Source organism: Streptomyces sp. NPDC002588, from assembly GCF_040295925.1.
In the GTDB taxonomy this organism is placed as follows: domain Bacteria; phylum Actinomycetota; class Actinomycetes; order Streptomycetales; family Streptomycetaceae; genus Streptomyces.
The window spans coordinates 120,088-134,707 of the sequence record NZ_JBEOWF010000022.1 but is presented as its reverse complement, the minus strand read 5'-3'; the positions used below and the strand labels follow the sequence as shown (position 1 = coordinate 134,707).

16 protein-coding genes are annotated in these 14,620 nt (G+C 69.2%); 13 read left to right on the top strand and 3 right to left on the bottom strand.

The features are described 5' to 3' along the window. Nucleotides 1–110: 110 nt before the first annotated feature. The 10 genes from ABT057_RS25365 to ABT057_RS25320 all read left to right on the top strand — a co-directional run bounded on the left by ABT057_RS25365 (nt 111) and on the right by ABT057_RS25320 (nt 9,864). A complete protein-coding gene (locus tag ABT057_RS25365; protein WP_352345900.1) occupies nt 111–1,853 on the top strand; it encodes a gamma-glutamyltransferase family protein in 1,743 nt (580 codons plus the stop codon). Further along, nucleotides 1,850–2,632 carry a YoaK family protein gene (locus ABT057_RS25360; protein WP_352345866.1) on the top strand — a complete coding sequence of 261 codons (783 nt, stop codon included), beginning with the start codon at nt 1,850–1,852 and terminating at the stop codon, nt 2,630–2,632. Before ABT057_RS25365 ends, ABT057_RS25360 begins: the two co-directional genes overlap by 4 nt. Next, entirely contained in the window at nt 2,629–3,714 is a 1,086-nt protein-coding gene (locus tag ABT057_RS25355) for a Glu/Leu/Phe/Val dehydrogenase family protein (RefSeq protein WP_352345865.1), read from the top strand. The genes ABT057_RS25360 and ABT057_RS25355 overlap by 4 nt, the downstream gene beginning before the upstream one ends. A gap of 573 nt (nt 3,715–4,287) precedes the next feature. Continuing rightward, the gene (locus ABT057_RS25350; RefSeq protein WP_352345864.1) at nt 4,288–5,397 is read left to right on the top strand and encodes an FAD-dependent monooxygenase; all 1,110 of its coding nucleotides are present in this window, start codon (nt 4,288–4,290) and stop codon (nt 5,395–5,397) included. A gap of 392 nt (nt 5,398–5,789) precedes the next feature. Next, nucleotides 5,790–6,509 carry a GntR family transcriptional regulator gene (locus ABT057_RS25345; RefSeq protein ID WP_352345863.1) on the top strand — a complete coding sequence of 240 codons (720 nt, stop codon included), beginning with the start codon at nt 5,790–5,792 and terminating at the stop codon, nt 6,507–6,509. Between the two features lie 431 nt (nt 6,510–6,940). Next, a complete protein-coding gene (locus ABT057_RS25340; protein WP_352345862.1) occupies nt 6,941–7,351 on the top strand; it encodes a cupin domain-containing protein in 411 nt (136 codons plus the stop codon). A gap of 71 nt (nt 7,352–7,422) precedes the next feature. Continuing rightward, a complete protein-coding gene (locus ABT057_RS25335) occupies nt 7,423–8,190 on the top strand; it encodes an alpha/beta fold hydrolase (RefSeq protein WP_352345861.1) in 768 nt (255 codons plus the stop codon). Then, nucleotides 8,187–8,510 carry a hypothetical protein gene (locus tag ABT057_RS25330; RefSeq protein ID WP_352345860.1) on the top strand — a complete coding sequence of 108 codons (324 nt, stop codon included), beginning with the start codon at nt 8,187–8,189 and terminating at the stop codon, nt 8,508–8,510. Before ABT057_RS25335 ends, ABT057_RS25330 begins: the two co-directional genes overlap by 4 nt. A gap of 24 nt (nt 8,511–8,534) precedes the next feature. Then, nucleotides 8,535–9,008: a nuclear transport factor 2 family protein gene (locus ABT057_RS25325; RefSeq protein ID WP_352345859.1), complete on the top strand. Its 474-nt coding sequence runs from the start codon at nt 8,535–8,537 to the stop codon at nt 9,006–9,008. Continuing rightward, on the top strand, nt 9,001–9,864 hold the full coding sequence (locus ABT057_RS25320) for an NmrA family NAD(P)-binding protein (RefSeq protein WP_352345858.1): 864 nt from the start codon (nt 9,001–9,003) through the stop codon (nt 9,862–9,864). The genes ABT057_RS25325 and ABT057_RS25320 overlap by 8 nt, the downstream gene beginning before the upstream one ends. A gap of 787 nt (nt 9,865–10,651) precedes the next feature. Here the strand turns inward: ABT057_RS25320 and ABT057_RS25315 are convergent. Beyond that, nucleotides 10,652–10,843 (bottom strand): hypothetical protein, encoded by a 192-nt coding sequence (locus ABT057_RS25315; protein ID WP_352345857.1) that lies wholly within the window; start codon nt 10,841–10,843, stop codon nt 10,652–10,654. Between the two features lie 335 nt (nt 10,844–11,178). Between ABT057_RS25315 and ABT057_RS25310 the strand changes: the two genes are divergently transcribed. After that, nucleotides 11,179–11,991 (top strand): hypothetical protein, encoded by an 813-nt coding sequence (locus tag ABT057_RS25310; protein WP_352345856.1) that lies wholly within the window; start codon nt 11,179–11,181, stop codon nt 11,989–11,991. A gap of 124 nt (nt 11,992–12,115) precedes the next feature. Next, a complete protein-coding gene (locus ABT057_RS25305; protein WP_352345855.1) occupies nt 12,116–12,634 on the top strand; it encodes an SEL1-like repeat protein in 519 nt (172 codons plus the stop codon). Between the two features lie 60 nt (nt 12,635–12,694). Here the strand turns inward: ABT057_RS25305 and ABT057_RS25300 are convergent, their stop codons facing one another. Both ABT057_RS25300 and ABT057_RS25295 read right to left on the bottom strand, forming a co-directional pair. Beyond that, nucleotides 12,695–13,195, bottom strand: coding sequence for a transposase (locus ABT057_RS25300; RefSeq protein WP_352345854.1), 501 nt, complete (start codon nt 13,193–13,195; stop codon nt 12,695–12,697). A gap of 68 nt (nt 13,196–13,263) precedes the next feature. Continuing rightward, nucleotides 13,264–13,845, bottom strand: a complete 582-nt coding sequence (locus tag ABT057_RS25295) for a DinB family protein (protein ID WP_352345853.1) — start codon at nt 13,843–13,845, stop codon at nt 13,264–13,266. Nucleotides 13,846–13,850: 5 nt separating this feature from the next. Here ABT057_RS25295 and ABT057_RS25290 point away from each other — a divergent pair, with 5 nt between their 5' ends. Continuing rightward, nucleotides 13,851–13,979 carry a hypothetical protein gene (locus ABT057_RS25290; RefSeq protein ID WP_352345852.1) on the top strand — a complete coding sequence of 43 codons (129 nt, stop codon included), beginning with the start codon at nt 13,851–13,853 and terminating at the stop codon, nt 13,977–13,979. Nucleotides 13,980–14,620 lie beyond the last annotated feature (641 nt).

Sequence of the window (14,620 nt, the reverse complement as noted above, 5' to 3'; positions counted from 1 at the left end):
CCAATAAATCATTCTTGCATACTGTCCGGGTGAGTGACGTTCTGCCGACACCGGCATACACCCCTCCTTCTCCCGACACGACACGGCCCACGTTGACCGGCTCGTTCGGCATGTCGGCCTCCACGCACTGGCTCGCGACCGGCGCCTCCCAGTCGGTCCTGGAACGCGGCGGGAACGCGTTCGACGCGGCGGTCGCAGCGGGATTCGTGCTGCACGTGGTCGAGCCGCACCTCAACGGTCCGGGCGGCGACATGGTCCTCCTCCTGTCCGAGGGCGCAGGCCTGCCCGAGGTGCTCGTGGGCCAGGGGCCGGCGCCCCGGGCCGCGACCATCGAGCACTTCCGTGCCGAGGGGCTCAGCGAGGTCCCGGGCTCCGGCGCGCTGGCCGCCGCGGTCCCCGGGTCCGTCGAGGCATGGCTCGAGCTGCTCGAGGTCCACGGGACCTGGCACCTGCGCGAAGTGCTGGCGTACGCCATCCACTACGCGGAGGAGGGCTACCCGGCCGGCGCCCAACTGTGTGCCGTTCTGAAGACGATGCGTCCGCAGTTCGAGGCGGCCTGGCCGACTTCGGCCGCGCAGTGGCTGCCGTCCGGCGCGGTGCCCACACCGGGTCAGCGGCTCACCAACCCGGCGTACGCGCGTACGCTGCGCCGGCTCGTCGAGACGGCGGAGGCGGAGGGCGGCACCAGGACCGCGCAGATCGCCGCCGTGCGACGCGCCTGGCGCACCGGGTTCGTCGCGGAGGCGATCGAGGAGTTCGCGCGCACGCCCCACCTGCACTCCGACGGCGGCAGCCACCCAGGGGTGATCACCGCCGCGGACCTCGCGTCGTTCCGGCCGGACCGTGAGAAGCCCCTGTCTCTGCCCTTCCGTGGCGTCGACGTGGTCAAGGCCGGGTTCTGGACGCAGGGCCCGGTGCTCCTCCAGACGCTGGCGATCCTGGACGCACTCGGCGACGACCTCCTCCTCGACCCCTCGACGGGACGTGGTGCGCACACGATCCTCGAGGCGCTGAAGCTCGCGATGGCCGACCGCGACGCCTACTACGGCGACGCGGCACACGGCGCGTTCGACCCCGCGGTACTGATCAGCCGGCCGTACGCATCCGCACGGGCCGCACTGATCGCGCAGACCGCGTCGAAGGTCCAGCGGCCCGGACATCTGCCCGGGGTCGTGCCGTTCGTCCCGCCCGTCCACGGGGGGCCGGCGCACGCTGCCGGTCAGGGAGGAGTCGGCGAGCCGACGGTGGGCGCGGACGGTGTCACCCGGGGCGACACCTGTCACGTCGACGTGGTCGACAGGTTCGGCAACATGGTCTCCGCCACCCCGTCGGGCGGATGGCTGCAGTCCTCGCCCACGATCCCGGCGCTCGGGTTCTGCCTGGGAACGCGCCTGCAGATGACGTGGCTCGACCCTGCCAGCCCGTCGGCCCTCGCGCCGGAACGGCGCCCGCGGACGACCCTGAGCCCCACGATGCTCGTCCGGGACGGCGCGGCGGTCGCCGCCCTCGGTACCCCCGGAGGAGACCAGCAGGACCAGTGGCAACTCCTCTACCTGCTGCGGCTCTTGGTCGGTGACTACGCCCCCCAGCAGGCGATCGACGCACCGGCGTTCCACACCACCCATGCCGTCAGCAGCTTCTGGCCACGGGTCTGGGATCCCGCCGGTGTGGTCGTCGAGCGTCGCCTCGGAACCGAGGTCATCGAGGAGCTCCGCCGCCGTGGCCACGACGTGACCGTGTCCCATGACTGGAGCCTCGGCAGACTCTCCACCGTGACACGGGACCATCTGACCGGAGCGCTGGGCGGCGCCGCCAACGCCCGCGGCGCCCAGGGATACGCGGTGGGCCGATGAACGTGACGGAGGAACAAGAGAGGGTCCGCGCGGGATGGACGGTGGCGGAGGTGCACCTGTGGTGCATGCTCCTGCTGACCTTCTCGACGGGAATGGCCGACGTGTTCGGGTACCTGGCACTCGACAAGGTCTTCACCGGCAACATGACCGGCAACGTGGTCATCCTCTGCATGGGCCTCTCCGGCACCACCGACCTGCCGGTCACCGGGCCGCTGCTCGCGCTCGGCGCCTTCATGCTCGGCGCCGCGCTGGGCGGGCGGGCGATGCGGGGCCGGGCCGACGCCGGGAGCCGTCAGGTTTTCGCGCTGATCGGGGTGGTCGGTCTCATCTTCGGCGCCGCGGCGGTCGTCTTCGCGGTCGATCCCCCGGAAAACGGATCGGCCGCCGCGTACGGCATGACCGTCGCGCTCGCGGCGGCCATGGGCCTGCAGGCCGCGGTCGCCCGCCGGATCGGGGTCAAGGACGTGACGACGGTCGTCGTCACGTCGACCATCACCGGCCTCGCCGCCGACTCGCGGCTCGGCGCGGGCGGCGACCAGCCGTGGCGACGACGTGCGGGCGCCATCGCCCTGATAGGAGCCGGCGCCACGGTGGGCGCTCTCCTCCTCACGGTGTCGGCCTGGCTGAGCGTTGCCGTGCCCGCCGTCATCACCGTTTCCGTCGCGATCCTGGGCGACCTCCTCGTGCGTCGGCACGCGGACGCTCCGGCGCAGCCGGAAGCGCCCGGGCGGCAACCGGCGGGCACATCCGTCACTTCCACAAAGCAGGAGGTCGTATGACCGTCGTTGAGCAAGCGAATCTCTTGTTCGACCGAACCGACGAACTCGGAACGGCCGGTCACGAACAAGTCGTGCTCTGCCAGGACAAGGCGACCGGACTTCAGGCGATCATCGCCATCCACGACACCCGTCTCGGTCCCGCTCTCGGGGGGACCCGCTTCTATCCGTACGCGTCGGAGAGTCAGGCACTGACGGATGTCCTGAGGCTGTCGCAGGGCATGACCCACAAGGCTGCCGCGGCCGGAATGGCGCTGGGCGGAGGGAAGGCGGTCATCATCGGTGACCCGTCGGACCTGAAGACCCCGGACCTCCTGCACGCCTACGGTCGTTTCGTGGACTCCCTGTCGGGGCGCTACTACACCGCGGCGGACGTCGGCACGACCTCTGCCGACCTGGATCTCATCGCCTCATCCACCGGCTTCGTCGTCGGCACCAACAAGGGATCGGGTGACAGCGGCTACTCGACGGCGTACGGAGTCTTCCGCGCGATGCACGCGGCTGCCGAGCTGACCTGGGGAAAGACCGCCCTTGCCGGATGCACGGTCGCGGTCGAGGGTGTGGGCAAGGTCGGCGGGCACCTCGTCGGCCTCCTCCTCGCCGAGGGCGCCGAGGTCACCGTGTCCGACCCAACCGACGCGGCGATCGCGCGGCTGCTCAAGGAGCACCCTGGCGTCACGGTCCGTCACGCCGCGCTGGACGCACCGGTCGACATCTACGCACCGTGCGCGCTCGGCGGGACCCTTACCCCGGCGACGGTGGCCGAACTGCAGGCGACCGTCGTCTGCGGGGCGGCCAACAATCAGCTTCTGGACAGTTCGGTCGCGTCGCTGCTCCAGAGCCGTGGGATCACCTGGGTCCCGGACTTCGTGGCCAACGCCGGCGGCCTGATCCAGGTCGGGGGCGAGATCTGGCAGCGCACCGAGCAGCAGGTCCGCGACGACGTCTCACGCATCGCGGAGACCGTCCACAGCATCCTCACGCAGGCGCAGGCCACGGGACGCCTCCCGGGCCAGGTCGCCGCCGACATCGTCGAGGAACGCCTCGCGGCGGCCACGCCCCGCAGTCCGGGGAGCCAGTCGTGACCGAGGCACTGTTCCGACCGGTCGCAAAGACCGGCGGCCTCGGCAACGGCACCGCAGGCCGGGACCTCCGATGCCGCTGACCGGCGTGAGGCGCTCGCGCGGCTCCTCGTCGGGCATCGCTCCCCGGACAGGCGACGCGGGATGGGCGCGACTCGCTCGTCCCGGGCCGCCAGGCGGTCCGCCCGACGGCCCGGACCGCCTGCTCGCCGCGATGTCCGGCGTGCTCGTCGTGAAGGACCTCCGGTTCGTGTCCGGCCTCTTCGGCGGTGCGGGGCAGCCGGATCGGCCTCCCGCCGGGCACTCTCCCAGACGGCGACCGGCCGGCTTCCGGTACAGCAAGGGACCCGGTGGTGACGGTGTCACCGAGGCCTTTCGCCGCACCATCGCGTTCTTCGGCGGCGCTGAGCATCCCATGCCCTTCCCACGCGATGCCGCCGAGATCGTCACGCTCGGCCTGCACGGTTCGGTGACCGGAGTCGGACCCGGTACCAAGTGGGGCAGATCCGTATCGTCCCGTACATGAAATGAGATCGGCGGACCCGGCACAGGGTCCCGAGAAAGTTAGGACGTCGCGTGGACATTCTTGTGGTGGGAGCCAGCATCGGCGGGCTCTCGACGGCAGTGGCCCTCGGGGCGCAAGGTCATCGGCTGACGGTTGTCGAGCAGGCCGGCGGGCGCCGGTCCGGCGGTGTGGCGATCGATGTCCGCGGCAAAGCGCTCGACACGGCACGGGCGATGGGCGTCTACGAGGACATCTACGAGAGCCGGATCACGGAGAACGAGGCGTGGGAGTTCGTCGACGGCGAGGGCCGGACCCAGGCTTCGTGGCGCGTCGCCGAGCAGTTCTACGACAGCCCGGACGACGTCGAACTGCTCCGTGACCGGCTGGTGGAGATCCTCGCGGCACACGTGCCGGCGGGTGTCGAGTTCCGATACGACGAGACCCTGACCGGCCTGTCGCAGGACGGGTCGGGTGTCACCGCGACCTACAGCGAGCGCGCACCCGAGCGCTTCGACCTCGTGGTGGGTGCCGACGGTCTGCACTCCACGGTCCGCAGACTCGTCTTCGGGCCTGAGCGCGACCACCTCCACCATCTCGGCAGCTACGTCGGCCTGGTCCGGGGGGCGTACTCCCTGGCGGGTCCGGGAGGCACACAGATCTACAACGTCCCCGGTCGGGTGATGAGCGTAGCCGGCAAGAGTCCCGAGCCGGTGGTGATGCTCGCCTTCCGCAGCCCATGGCTCGACTACGACTACCGCGACGTGGACGCCCAGCGGCGGATCGTGCTGTCCGCCTTCGAGGGAGTGTCGGGGTGGCGGGTGTCCGACGCGCTCGCCGAGGTACGTACATCGGGGAACTTCTACTTCGACTCGATCGCGCAGGTGCGCATGCCAGGCTGGTCGAACGGCCGGGTGGTGCTGGTGGGCGACGCCGGGTACGGGCCGTCGTTCTTCTCGGGCATGGGCAGCAGCCTGGCGATGCTCGGCGCGGACCTCCTGGCGGGCGAACTCTCGGCCGGCGGCTCGGTCGAGGCCGCGCTGTCACGGTACGAGCAGCGGATGCGCCCTCATGTGACCGAGGCGCAGAGCATGGCGCTGGACGGGATGGATCTGCTGTTCCCCCAGACGCAAGAAGCCATCGACCGGCGGAACGCGGAACTGAACGCGATCGGCCGCCGGTGACGTCCGCACCGTTCGAGCACGCCGCCCGAGGGCTGCCGGGCTCGCCCGACAGGAAGCACTGACCGCTCCCGGCTGACCCCCTCAACGTCGACGGGGCCCAGGCCCGGGCGAACCAGGGGCGACGATGACAGGATCCTCGGCTCCGTCCGACGGACTTCACATCGATCCGCACCACCGATCCGCACCACCGATCCGGGTCGTCCGTCGATGCCTTCCGGCAGCCGACCTCGGCTCCGTCCCCGAAGGCCGGCGACCGATCGTCGAGACGTTGTGCGGCACCGCCCGGGGCGAGTGTCTGCCCGTCGAATCGAGATGGATGCCCTCCAGATGGGATGCAATAATGCGACTACCAGGACTGAACCTCGTGTCCGGGCAGTATCCGAGGAGGCAGCGTGACCGACTTCACCAGCGGTGAGGGAGCCCTTGGCGACCGGTTGGTCGACGAGCTGCAGCGCCGGATCCTGAGCGGCACGATTCCCGTGGGGTCGTGGCTGCGGCACTCCGCGATCGCTGAGGAGTTCGGCATCAGCCGCACTCCCGTCCGCGAGGCCCTGCGTGTGCTCAACGCTCACGGGATCGTGACCATCGTCCAGAACCGCGGCGCCCGGGTCAACGGGCTCTCGATTCGTACAATCCGCGAACTGGGCGAGATCCGCGGCGAGTTGGAGGGGCTAGCGGCCCGCCTGGCCGTACACCGGATCAACGACGAGCAACTCGCTCAGATGCAGAACGCTCTCCAGGACTTCGAGAAGGCCATCGAGGAGGGCAAGGCCGACGCCGCCCTCTCCAGTTCCCCCGAGGCCAACGCCCGCTGGCGCGAGACCAACGAGGCCTTCCACGGCGCGATCCTGCGCGCCTCGGGCAACCGGCAACTCCTGGTGAGCATCGAGGACATCGGCCGGCGACTCCCCCGCAACTCCTCCTACTCCGTCTACGCGGGCAACTCCCGGCTCCTGCGCCGGAACCTGGCCGAGCACCGCGCCGTGGCCGAGGCGATCGTGGCCCGCGACGAGAAGAAGGCCCGGGCCGCGATGGTGCAGCACATCCTGTCCGCCAGTGAGTCCCTGGCCCGCTGGGTCGAGAACCAGGACCACTCGGCCAACGGCAACTGACCGCTGCTCCACCCTTTCGGCGCGACCCTTCCGCGCCGACCTTCAAGGTCCCAACTTTTGGGTGCCACAGGACCGCGCCGTGCGACGCTCGGTCCGATGCGCACGTCGCGGCCGGCGCGGTCCTGTGTCTTCGGGGCGCGGCGGCGCAACCGGATCCGGCCCGGAGGCGAACCCGCGCAACCGGAATTGCGGCCCTTCCACGCCGTCCACCGGGTCGATACGCGCTGACTCACCGCCGGTGAGTGTCATCCGGACTCCGTCCGGTCCCCGGACCCCCGAGCCCATCGAGCCGTCCGTCTCTCCAAGCACACGGCAACCGCGCATCCAATGAGAGATATTTTGGATGCAGAACACACAAGATGCATCCCTTGCAGGCAGATAAAATTGGATGCTATAAATTCATTTAGAATCCAATTCTGAGGAGGACAGACATGGCCCACCCTGATCCGTACCAGCCCAATCCAGGGGACACCCTGCTGTTCGAGAACGAGCGGGTGCGGGTGTGGTCGATGACCGTCGAGGGCGGCAGCCACGGCGACTACCACTCCCACCAGCACGACCACGTGCTGATCTGGCCCGCCGAGGGTCGGTCAAAGGGCCAACTGCTGGGGCAGGAGAACCCGACCCGGGTCCAGAACGCCCGCCCGGGTTTCATCGCTTTCAAGACCGTCGGACACGAGCACGGTCTGCATCCCCACCGTCTGCACAACATTGAGGGCTACTCCACGACGCACTTCATCGTCGAGCTCCTCGACCCCTCGCCGAGCGCCGGCGAGAAGGAGTACGAGATCAACGACCGCGGCGAGATGTACGACGAATCATCCGACGACGCCGGTCAGTGACCGAGGAAGAGAGCCGACGAGGCCCAGGCGAGGCATCCGGCATGGGCCGCAACGGGACAGAGAAAGCCGACGTGGGAGATCTCGCACTCGCCTTCGTCGAGACGGGCTCGGGCGAACCGCTGCTGCTCCACCACGGCGCGGAGTCGCACAAGGGACAGCACGGGCTCCTCACGCCGCACCTCTCCCCGGCGATCCGGGCGATCGCCTACGACCAGCGTGATGTGGGTGACTCCGACAGCGCGTTCCGGGACTACACGATGGACGGCCTCGTGGAGGACTGCGTCGGCCTGATGGACGCACTGGGGCTGGCCGACGCCCATCTCGCGGGCTTCTCCTTCGGCGGCGCGATCGCTCTGAACGTGGCGCTCCGGCACCCCGAGCGGGTGCGGTCCCTCGTGGTGGGCGCGACACCACGGAGCTTCGCCCGGCCGAGTCCGTTCGTCGAACGGGCCTTGACGCTGACGCCCGAAGAGCGCGCCGTCGTGATGCTGGACGCGAGCATCTCGCCGCGAGCGCAGCGCGACGAGCGGCTGATGGGGGTCGTCAATGACCTCCTCCGGGGGCGGGTCACCGCGCCTGGGTCCCGCCGCGCCGCGGCCATCACAACCCATCACCTCACCCGAACGCAGCTCGCTTCGATCGCCGTACCCACACTGCTCGTGTACGGCTCGGACGACCCCGTCGTACCGCCTTCCGAGGGCCGGGAACTACGGGCGGCCCTTCCGGCCGCGGAGCTGGTCGAACTCGAGGAGGCGCGGCACGGGGTGGCACTCGAACACCCCGCGCGGGTCGCCGGCCTCATCAACGACTGGATTCTGCGCCACCGGAACACCGCATGAAGTCGCTCACCGGCCCACGGAACGAGCGCCGAGCCCTGGGGCAGCGCGATGATCCTCTCCCGCGCGCGGCGTTCGGCGACCCGGACGAGCTGCGGGCCGAGGGCATCGACATCGACATCGACGAGATGTGGGAGCCTGCCGCACTCCACCGCATCTGCGCCGCGGGACGTTGGGACGACGGCACCTTCCTGTCCGCGATCATGCACACCGATGGAGTGCCCCAGGAAGTCCTGGACGGGTGCCGGGAGCACGGGCTCGTGGAGTTCACCAATCTGGTGCGGGTGGCACGCGAGGGCATCCTCGCGGCCCGCACCGCATGAGAAGAAAAGAGGGAGAGCACCATCATGACTACTTTGAGTGACGATGAACGTCGGCAGCGTGCCGGGGCAACCGTCGACGGGCTGCTCGACGCGCTTCGGCGCCACGACATGAAGGCGTTCGCCGACTCCTGGGCGCCCCACGGCACGATGGAGTTCCCGTTCGCGCCACCCGGCTACCCTCGCCACGAAAGTCGCGAAGAGGTCTGGGCGTACCTCAAGGACTACACCGAAAAAATCGACCTCCACGAGGTCGTGGAGAGGGCCCGGCACTACAGCGCGCTTGAACCCGACACCGTCGTCCTGGAGTTCGAGGTCGCCGGCAAGCTGGTGCACAACGGGGCCGACTACAACATGAGCTACGTCTCGGTGATCACTGTGGGAGACGAGGGCATCGAGTCCTACCGTGACCACTGGAACTCCCTGGCCATCGCACTCGCCATGGGTGGGGCCGAGGCATTCATGGCTCGTTTCGCGACCAATGGAGACAACGATGAGTGAACAGCCTCTGGTGCTGGTGACCGGCGCTACCGGCAACACGGGCGCCGGTGTGGTGACCGGGTTGCGCTCGCTGGGCTGGCCGGTCCGGGCCGCCAGCCGGCACCCGGACGGCCGGGACGGCGCGGAGCCCGTCACGTTCGACTGGACCAGGCCGGAGACGTTCGCCCCTGCCCTGCGTGACGTCGAGCGGATCTACCTCGTGGCCCCGGTCGGTGTCGCGACGCCGGAAAAACTCGTGCGGCCGTTCTTCGACCTGGCCGTCCAGGCGGGCGTACGCCGAGTGGTGCTGCTCAGTTCCTCGGCGGTCGCCGAGGGCGACCCCGCACTCGGGCAGCTCCACCAGCTGGTGCGCAAGGTGTTCCCCGAATGGACGGTCCTGCGGCCCTCGTGGTTCATGCAGAACTTCGTCGGGAGCCACCCGGTGGCCGACGCCGTCCGCGCCACCAGCCGGATCGTCACGGCGACGGGCGACGGCAAAGTGGGCTTCATCGATGCCGCCGACATCTCGGCCGTGGCCGTGGCCGCCCTGACCCGCGATGAGGCGCTGAACACCGACCTCGTGCTCACCGGACCACAGAGCCTCAGCTACCCCGAGGTCGCCGCGGTGCTCTCCGAGGCAGCCGGCCGCACCATCGAGCACGTCGACGTCACGGCCGAGGAACTCGCGCGCCTGCTGACCGAGGCCGGATACGAGGCCGTCTTCTCCGCCGCCCTGGCCTCGCTCGACGACCAGATCCGGGCGGGCAGTGAAGCGGCCGTGAGTCCGGTCGTCGAGGAACTGACCGGCCGCGCCCCTCGCGCGTTCGGTGACTTCGTGCGCGCCCACCGGGACCGCCTCGCCCCCGTCACCGCCTGAGGCACCGTCGAGAACGCACAGCGGAGTGCGCCGCGGGCAGCGCGCTGAGAGACCGCCCGCCCGCTTGGCAAAGGTCCACTTCGTACAGGCCGGGTCCGCGCGGTGCCGCGGTTCTCAGAGGGCGTCCAGTCCGTTTCGGGTAGCTGCCTCGCCCGGGTGGTGAGGCAGCCTTGACGGGTGAGACGTCCGAGACGACTGCGGGTGAGGTTCAGGGCTGGGTCATCGGTGGGCATGCCGAGGGGCTCGTGCAGTTCGCGGACGCGGAACGCTTGGTCAGGGTGCTGGTCCGAGGCGTTCAGGATGGTCCGGTGGCCGGTGGTCGACTCGGGCGGATCCGGTGCGCCCCTGGCCGGCGCGAGGTCGGCGAATGGCCTTCCGGGTGGTCGCCAGGTCCGCTCGACGCGCTTCGGTGTCGGTGAGAGCGGCGTGAAGTGCTCGATCTGGGCGCGTACTTCGCCGGCCCGGGCGGTGGCTTCGTCGTGCCGAGCCTGGAGGTACGCCAGGATTTCGGTGATGTTCACGCGGCCACGCGGAGAGTGTCGCGCCAGGCCTATGCGGGCGTGGTGCTCGGCCCGTGCGCCTGTGGAGCGGCCTACCGCTCCGCGGTGACCGATTTTCGTCCTCATGGTCCGCGACACCTCCCACCTGTTCGTCACGGGACCGGAGGGCGTGCGGACGACGATGCGAGGAGACCACGGCGGACGGACTCGCGGGCCGACCATCGTGTAGTCGCCTTCGTGGACGAAGTGCTCGTAGTTCGCGCCGAACCGGTACTTGATCTTCTCGCTCAGCGACTCCGTGAACCGCACCATCGCGCGCCGTCGCCGCCCAAGTCGCCGACGGTGGCGACGCCGGAGAAGTCGCGGGTACGCAGCGGGGAGACGGCCACCGGGTGGGCCAGTTCCACCATCGCCAGGTCGAAGACCCGCGCGGCCTCGGCGTCCTTCTCGAAGTGCTTGAACCAGCGAGGTGCGCACACCCGTAGGTCTCCGCGGGTGAGAGCGAGAGCGCTTCGACCCAGTCGGGGTAGGCGAGCAGGTCCTCGGACAGGCCTCTGCTTCGTTGCGGACATCAGCGACAGGCCGTCGAAGGCGCCCCGCGGTCAGCCCGGTCAGCGTTTCGGTGAAGATCGCTCCGCCGCCTGGACGAACGCAGGCCGTCATCGGTCAGGTCCAGCAGCGATGATCGGCGATCCGACGGATGGGACACCGTAGGACCCCTGCCTGGCACCGGCCACACCACCCGAGGTCCAGGCCCACCATTTTCTGTTATGCCAATTGACACATCGTTAAATGCCAGCCTAGGGTCCTGTCCATGGAGGAGCGCAGAGGACGCGGTCGGCCCCGGAAGAATCCGGAGCAGCTCGCGCGATGGACACCGCCCGAAGGCTGGTCCCGACTGGTCGCCTGGATCTCGCCCGAGGAGAAGAAGGCGCTGAAGCGGGTTGCCGTCGAGGCCGAGGTCTCAGTCGCGGACCTGGTCCGCGCACTGGCGGGCGGTCTGGCGTCTGGCGCCATCAGTCACGAAGAACTGATCGGCCACGTCAGGAAGGGCATGCAGGTCATGGAGAAGATCCCTACGCTGTTCGAGCGGGACGGCGACTTTCGGGTCGTCGACCGGCCGCGGGTCGAGTGTGCATGGGTGTTCGACGGCGAGGGGACCCCGACGGAGAAGCTCGACGGAACGAACGTCCGCCTCACCGTCCGGGCCGGCCAGCTGGTACGGGTGGAGAAGCGGCGCAACCCGAGCAAGCTGCAGAAGAAGCAGGGGATCAAAGACGGCTGGTACGTCGACACCGCCGAGGGTGCCGCGGAGGACAAGTGGGTCCTCGCCGCCGCCCGCAATACCGACGTCACGTCGTGGCCGGACGGCGAGCACTCCTGCGAAGCGCTCGGCCCCCGCATCCAGGGCAATCCCCTGCGGCTGGACGACCATCGGTGCGTGCCGTTCAACCTGGAGGTGCCGGTCTACCAGGGCGTGCCGCGCGACTACGCCGGCCTTCGCGACTTTCTCGCCGAACTGGAGAGCTGCTTCGCCCCCGGCACCCTGGCCGAGGGCATCGTCTTCCACCACCCAGACGGTCGCCGCGCCAAGATCAAGCGCAAGGACTTCCCTGTCCCCGCCTAGGGCGGTTGACTGCGGAGTCGGTGTTGTGGGTTTCGCCGGTCAGACGCCGTGGGCGGCGAGATGGTGTTGCCACGTTGGTTTCCTGCCCTGCGGGCGGGATCACGCGATGGGAGAGGAGCCTGCGGTGGCGAGGGGCGGTAAGTGGTGGCGCTGGAAGCCGAAGCGCGAGGACCTGCCGGAGTCGGAGGGGCGAGGGCAGAGCGATCCGGAAGCCGGGCAGGCTTCTGTCGAACGGGTGCGGGAGTTGATGAGGCAGGGTGCCGAGGCGGGCGACCCGAGGGCCATGGTCTATCACGGCATGTACCTGACCCAAATGGATGGCAATCACGCCGAGGCGGAGTTCTGGTTCACCGCTGCTCTGGCGGCCGGAAACGTGACGGCCGCAGGGGAATTGGGGAAACTCCTGATGGAGCAAGGAAGCTATGCCGATGCCAAGCCGCTTCTGCGGGTCGGAGCGGAGGCGGGGGACACCGAAGCCATGGTTGGCCTGGGCATCCTGCTCCTGTGGGATGACGACCGGGTCGGGGCCCGCGCCCTGGTATCGGCGGCCGCCGACGGCGACCACGAGGGCGCGCAGGAACTGCTGCTACGGATCGACGCGGGGTGGAACGGCATCGACGAGGAGCAAGATGGCAGCGTGTGAACCCCCCAAGGCCGCTTAAGGGCTGTCCCGGTCACGCAAGGGGTGTCGACGGGTCAAGCCTCAAAAGTACTGCTCCGACGGAGAGGGTGGAGTCCTCCTCCACGCCCTCGCGGCCCTCGTACGCCAGCGCCAAGCAGTCGGGGCCGAACTGTCCGCGCCGGACACGGCGACGGCGCACGGGATGCCCTGGGCATCCGACAGCACGTGCAGCTTGCTGCCCTTCTTGCCGCGATCGACCGGGTTCGGCCCGGTCAGCGATCCCCCTTTTTGGCGCGACCGGAGGCCGCGTCGACGATCGCCGAGGTCCGGTCCACCTCCCTCCCCCCTCCCCCGGGCCCCGAGTTCGTCCAGCACCGTCCGGTGCAGCCGACGCCACAGGCCGTCCTCGGTCCATACCGTGAGGCGGCGATGCGCGGTGGCGGGCGACGTGCCGAACGTCGGCGGCAGATGCCGCCCGGCACAGCCGCCGGTCAGCGCGTACGCCACTGCCGTGAACACGGCCCGCTCGTCACACGGAGCGGTCCCACCGCCTTGCGGACGAGGAGCGAACGACGGCAGCAACGGGGCGGCCGGCTACCAGAGTTCATCAGGAACCAGACGCTTCGATGGATCAGCACCCACGACCGGCATCATGCCGCTGGTGCGGCCGACCTGGCGGCCTGCTCGATCTTGGCGCAGTAGGCTGCACGGGCTTCCTCGTCGATCTGCTTCTCGTGTTCGGCGCGTAACCCGGTCCGGCCGTCGAGGCCCTCGCGCAGGATATCGGCGTGCCCGGTGTGCCGGATGGACTCGCCGAGGACATGGACCATGACGGCGAACAGGTTCGTGTTGGCGTAAGGCTCCGGCCACCACGGCACGTGGCCGGGGGCGTCGAGGGGAAGCTCGTTGATCGTCGCGTCCGAGTGTTCCCACGTGCGCCGGTAGAACGCGATGATCTGATCGCGGGTCTCGTCCTCGGTCGCCCACAGGTCGTTGCCGTTGTAGTCCTGCCACCGGGGCAGCGGATCCGGGGAAGGGCGGTCGAAGACCTCGCCGAAGTATCTGGCCTCGACGGTGGCCACGTGTTTGACCAGGCCGAGGAGGTTGGTCCCGGTCGCTGTCAAAGGTCGGCGGGCGTCGTATTCGGACAGGCCGTCGAGTTTCCAGAGCAGCGCCTTGCGGTCCCGCCGCAGTCTCTCGTGCAGGTTGTCTTTCGCGAATTCATCGATCATGCGGCATGAGCCTGCCATGGGCTGCTCATGGTCTCAAGATCCCGTACATCATCCGCAACGACTGGCAGAGCCGAGGCCTGGCCATGGCCGCCGCCCTGACCTGCTACAAGAAGCTCGCGACACTTGCCATGTGAGACAACCTCTCAGCAATCGGGGCCAGAAGGAAGAGCTCCGGCCCCGCGTCCCGCCAGACGGCGTCGACGGCGCTGGTGATCTTTCGCGCCTGCGTGAAAAACGATCTCGACGCGGCGACTTGCATGTGGGTGTTCGCGGGTGGCGAGATGCCCCTGAAGCACCGTGACCGGGCCAGTGGCCCGCCGTTGGGACAGTGATCACCCGCAGGAAGCGGTCTGTGATGACCAATGTGTCTGACGCCTCATCAGAGCGGATCGCTTCCGCACGTATCGATCCGGCGCCTTCACGAGCCTTCTGACCGCCGAAGCGGCCGAAGCGGTGCCCGATGGACCGCGATGATGCACGGGTGTTCTACGAGGAACTCACCGTGTACGACTATCAGGTCGAGGACGAGTTCACTGACAGGAAGTCGGGTTTCCACAGTCTCAGCCACCGCCCTGCGTACAACCCGCCTGAACAGCGGGTGGCTGGAGGCCGGCAGGCCGTACCCGACCGGTCCCTGGCACTGCCAACGCCCGCCTCGGCCAGAGTTCTTCGGCACTGCCGTGGCCGGGAAAGGTGGTGCGGACGGAATGACGTCCTTGCCGCAGTGTTCGCGGCCGTTGACGGCACGGTGACGCGGGCCGAGAAGCATGGCGGG

What these genes read in the sequence shown, in the direction of transcription:
- ABT057_RS25320 (WP_352345858.1), top strand. Translation starts at nt 9,001, where the DNA reads ATGAGTGAACAGCCTCTGGTGCTGGTGACCGGCGCTACCGGCAACACG.
- ABT057_RS25330 (WP_352345860.1), top strand. Translation starts at nt 8,187, where the DNA reads ATGAAGTCGCTCACCGGCCCACGGAACGAGCGCCGAGCCCTGGGGCAG.
- ABT057_RS25310 (WP_352345856.1), top strand. Translation starts at nt 11,179, where the DNA reads ATGGAGGAGCGCAGAGGACGCGGTCGGCCCCGGAAGAATCCGGAGCAG.
- ABT057_RS25340 (WP_352345862.1), top strand. Translation starts at nt 6,941, where the DNA reads ATGGCCCACCCTGATCCGTACCAGCCCAATCCAGGGGACACCCTGCTG.
- ABT057_RS25295 (WP_352345853.1), bottom strand. Translation starts at nt 13,845, where the DNA reads ATGATCGATGAATTCGCGAAAGACAACCTGCACGAGAGACTGCGGCGG.
- ABT057_RS25325 (WP_352345859.1), top strand. Translation starts at nt 8,535, where the DNA reads ATGACTACTTTGAGTGACGATGAACGTCGGCAGCGTGCCGGGGCAACC.
- ABT057_RS25355 (WP_352345865.1), top strand. Translation starts at nt 2,629, where the DNA reads ATGACCGTCGTTGAGCAAGCGAATCTCTTGTTCGACCGAACCGACGAA.
- ABT057_RS25360 (WP_352345866.1), top strand. Translation starts at nt 1,850, where the DNA reads ATGAACGTGACGGAGGAACAAGAGAGGGTCCGCGCGGGATGGACGGTG.
- ABT057_RS25290 (WP_352345852.1), top strand. Translation starts at nt 13,851, where the DNA reads ATGAGCCTGCCATGGGCTGCTCATGGTCTCAAGATCCCGTACATCATC.
- ABT057_RS25365 (WP_352345900.1), top strand. Translation starts at nt 111, where the DNA reads ATGTCGGCCTCCACGCACTGGCTCGCGACCGGCGCCTCCCAGTCGGTC.